This window comes from Phyllobacterium myrsinacearum (genome assembly GCF_014138285.1).
GTDB lineage: Bacteria > Pseudomonadota > Alphaproteobacteria > Rhizobiales > Rhizobiaceae > Phyllobacterium > Phyllobacterium myrsinacearum_A.
This window is the reverse complement of sequence record NZ_JACGXN010000033.1, coordinates 1-3,111: the sequence shown is the minus strand read 5'-3', so window position 1 is coordinate 3,111 and position 3,111 is coordinate 1. Positions and strand designations below refer to the sequence as shown.

The 3,111-nt window shown below is 51.2% G+C and carries 2 protein-coding genes and 1 pseudogene; 1 reads left to right on the top strand and 2 read right to left on the bottom strand.

Annotated features, from left to right (window positions below; all coding sequences use genetic code 11):
• Nucleotides 1–144: 144 nt before the first annotated feature.
• Nucleotides 145–1,257 (bottom strand): tetratricopeptide repeat protein, encoded by a 1,113-nt coding sequence (locus tag FHW16_RS28670; protein ID WP_182552859.1) that lies wholly within the window; start codon nucleotides 1,255–1,257, stop codon nucleotides 145–147.
• Nucleotides 1,258–1,562: 305 nt separating this feature from the next.
• On the opposite strand from FHW16_RS28670, the pseudogene FHW16_RS28665 reads away from it, so the two are divergent.
• Nucleotides 1,563–1,836: pseudogene (locus FHW16_RS28665) on the top strand (hypothetical protein).
• Nucleotides 1,837–2,367: 531 nt separating this feature from the next.
• Here the strand turns inward: FHW16_RS28665 and repC are convergent.
• Complete coding sequence (gene repC, locus FHW16_RS28660; RefSeq protein ID WP_432652098.1) at nucleotides 2,368–3,105, bottom strand: plasmid replication protein RepC; 738 nt, start codon at nucleotides 3,103–3,105, stop codon at nucleotides 2,368–2,370.
• Between the last annotated feature and the right edge of the window lie 6 nt (nucleotides 3,106–3,111).

Sequence of the window (3,111 nt, the reverse complement as noted above, 5' to 3'; positions counted from 1 at the left end):
CGCTGCCAAGTCGGATGGTCAGATCTAATCTAGGGGGGTCAAAATTGGATGCCGATTACCCCGCAAACGGGGTCAATTTTGCATGCCTAAACACAAACAGACCAATCAATACGCGCACTTTTCAATAGCGATGGCTTAAAATAATCATTCTCGGGATTTATTTTGCCACGTGTAGGCCAAGTCGAGATTTTTCGGAATACCATCGCCACTACGATACATTTGAGAGACATACGCTTGAGCACGCTTGTTGCCCTGTATCGCAGCTTTCAGGTACCAGTTGAAGGCGGTGTTCTTATCACGCACAACACCATTTCCCTCAAAATACATATTTCCCAAGTTCGCCTGTGCGTCCGCATCTCCGCCGATCGCTGCTGAAAGCAGCCAATTAAGCGCGCGTTCTTTGTTGATCATTATTCCCTCGCCAGTGAGGTACATCACTCCCGCGGCACTTTGGGCGTCGGTGTTCCCTTGCACAGCGGCCTTCTCATACCACTTTATCGCCAGCGCCTTGTCTGTGGTCGTTCCATCACCATTGCGGTACATGTAGGCAAGGGCACCTTGGGCATCCTGGTTGCCAGCCACAGCCGCATCACTGAACAAATTGAAAGCTGCTGTTGTATTTACTGGAACGCCGTCGCCGTCCCGATACATTTGCGCCAGTGCTATCTGAGCATTTAACTGACCACGTAACGCTGCTTTCTTCAGCCATTTTTCCGCTTCAGCTTTATCGGTTGGTGCTCCGTCCCCATTTAGATACATAACACCCAACGCAGCTTGTGCAGGAATATGTTCGTTGTTTGCTGCTCTTGTCATCCACATAAGTGCGTCAGGTTTGTTTACGGGAATACCCTCTCCTGATAGGTACATTTGTCCCAGTACCATCTGTGCACCTGGATTACCTTGCTCAGCCGCTTTGGCAAACCATTTGAATGCCTCGGCCTTGTTGACTGGAACAATCTGCCCCACTCTGTAAGCTGTTCCAACTACTGCCTGGGCTTGCACGCTTCCGTTTTCAGCGGCCTTTAAATACCAAGCAAAAGCTTGCGCTTTGTCCGCAATCGTTCCCAGACCATGAAAATACATCGCTGCAACATTTACTTGTGCCTCGCTATCTCCATGATTGGCTTTGTCCAGTGAAAGATTGAATGCTTTAATATATTCACCGCGATCATAGGCATCTTTTGCCTCGTATGCGACGGAAGCCAAAACGGATAGGAGCAACACGACACCTACCGCGATCGCCCGACAAACTAGCATTTATGCCTCCAACAATAGGTCTTGAAATGTAAGGATACTAAGGTTCCAGCAATTCCTGCTCAAGCGATTTTGCGTCTGTTTCGACCAGGTTCGTAAAGGCGCAGCAACATCTTTTGATCTACCCAATGATACGTCGCTAAGGACACCACTTCTCCGGCAATGGTGAAGCATTGGCTGTCAATAAGAGGCTTGCAGCGGAGTATAGATGTTGGTTGGGAAATAATTTGAGTTGACCCTTTCGATGGCGAGGCAAAACTTGCAACTCTCATCAGGCAGGAGGAAAGAATGATAGTTGAACCTGACCGCTGGCACCCGCGCCAAAAGACGGCCGTCGGGTCCTCGTCGCGATCCGCCCGCCCGAACAGGGCCCGCGGAAGTTGATCTAGCGTTTTGGTCGAAGGGTGATCAGTTCAGTACGGAAGGCTGGCGTGCTTCCGATTCCTCACCCGCCTTGTCGAGTATGCCGAGCCTGAATTGAAGTGCTGGATGCCAATGCCCATTGCCAATCTCAATGGCACGTGCACGCCATCACCTTGGGAAGGCGACGACGCCCAGCAGCTCGACGGCACAGGGATTTAACAACCCGCGGCGCCCTGTTCCCGGAACTCGTATAGTGTGGCAAAATACCGATGGGCGCTAGCCAATTTTCCTTCGCTCAGAAACTTTTGGGAACAACGTGTCCTGAAGACGATACCCGAGCTTGATCGATTTTCCATCACACATTGTTTTTATTATGTTTATTCCATTAACGCGCATCTATTGCGATAATAACTTCTGCATGATGGACTGAAAACCATCTCTTAACCATGATCCAAATGCGATATTCGCTTGGTGGGCTGTCCTACAAGGCTAATTTCGCATTGTGACCGTGTGGAGGACCAATTTGCTTCGTTTTCCTGCATTCGTTCGACGTTTTGGCCCTCCCCTGCCCTCTCCGTGCGGCCTTCTTTGATCTTTGAATGCGTTATCGGCATTTACAACTGTTCGTTCTCCAACGACTTTCGATCCTGTACAAGCGCTGTGGCGGCAATCAATCCGTCTATCGATGCCAAACTCAATCCGTTCTGTTTGGATAACGCCATCAAATCGCCCCCACCCTATTGTTCTTCCTCATTTCGTCCGTCCCTTGACGAGCCTGACGTGCTCGCCATTGACCCTGAGTTGGGCAAGGAGCATGGGCCAGATGGAAAATTCGCCTTTTGCCGCCTTGTCGGTGAGAGATCGGAGGTAGCCTCCGGCGGAATTGATCTGATCGGCTCTTTGCAGGATGCAGGCCATGGCAATGGCTGCGTTTTCTTGGCCAAGGACGGAGCAGGCTTCCTCATAGGCCGAAGGACTGACACCGAGCATGGAGCGCACGACAATGGCCGCACCCCTCAGTTCGGACCAGCTGGCAAGGCCATTCCTGGCATAGGCAGCAATATCGGGACAGGCCTGACGAACAAGCCCGAGCGGAACGGGTTTGGCATCAAAGGCAGAGGCGACGGGCCCGGTAAGCTGCAGATTGCGGCCGGATATATCCCCCGGATGATCGTTCTTATCGTCCAAACCGGCTGTGCCGCGGCGGGCATCACCAGCTTCACACTGCCTAGTCCTGTCCGGGCTTTCTGGCAATTGCCGGTTGTCTTTCCGTTCCATTGCTCCAGCCAGCACAGGCTGATCCCAGTTATGCCCAGTGTTTTTGTCCTGGTTTTTTGTAAATCCGCGTTCAAGATTATTAATAGGTATGGTATCTGAATTGTGATTGTGGCGCTCAGAATGGGACTCTTTGGCGCTTGTTTGTCGTAAATTCAGCTTATCCTGCAATAGTTTGGATATCTCCAGCTGGATGCACTCAAGTCCGTCCACAACCGG

Bases quoted from the DNA above. Each gene is read 5' to 3' on its own strand.
- FHW16_RS28670 (WP_182552859.1), bottom strand. From the start codon at position 1,257: ATGCTAGTTTGTCGGGCGATCGCGGTAGGTGTCGTGTTGCTCCTATCC.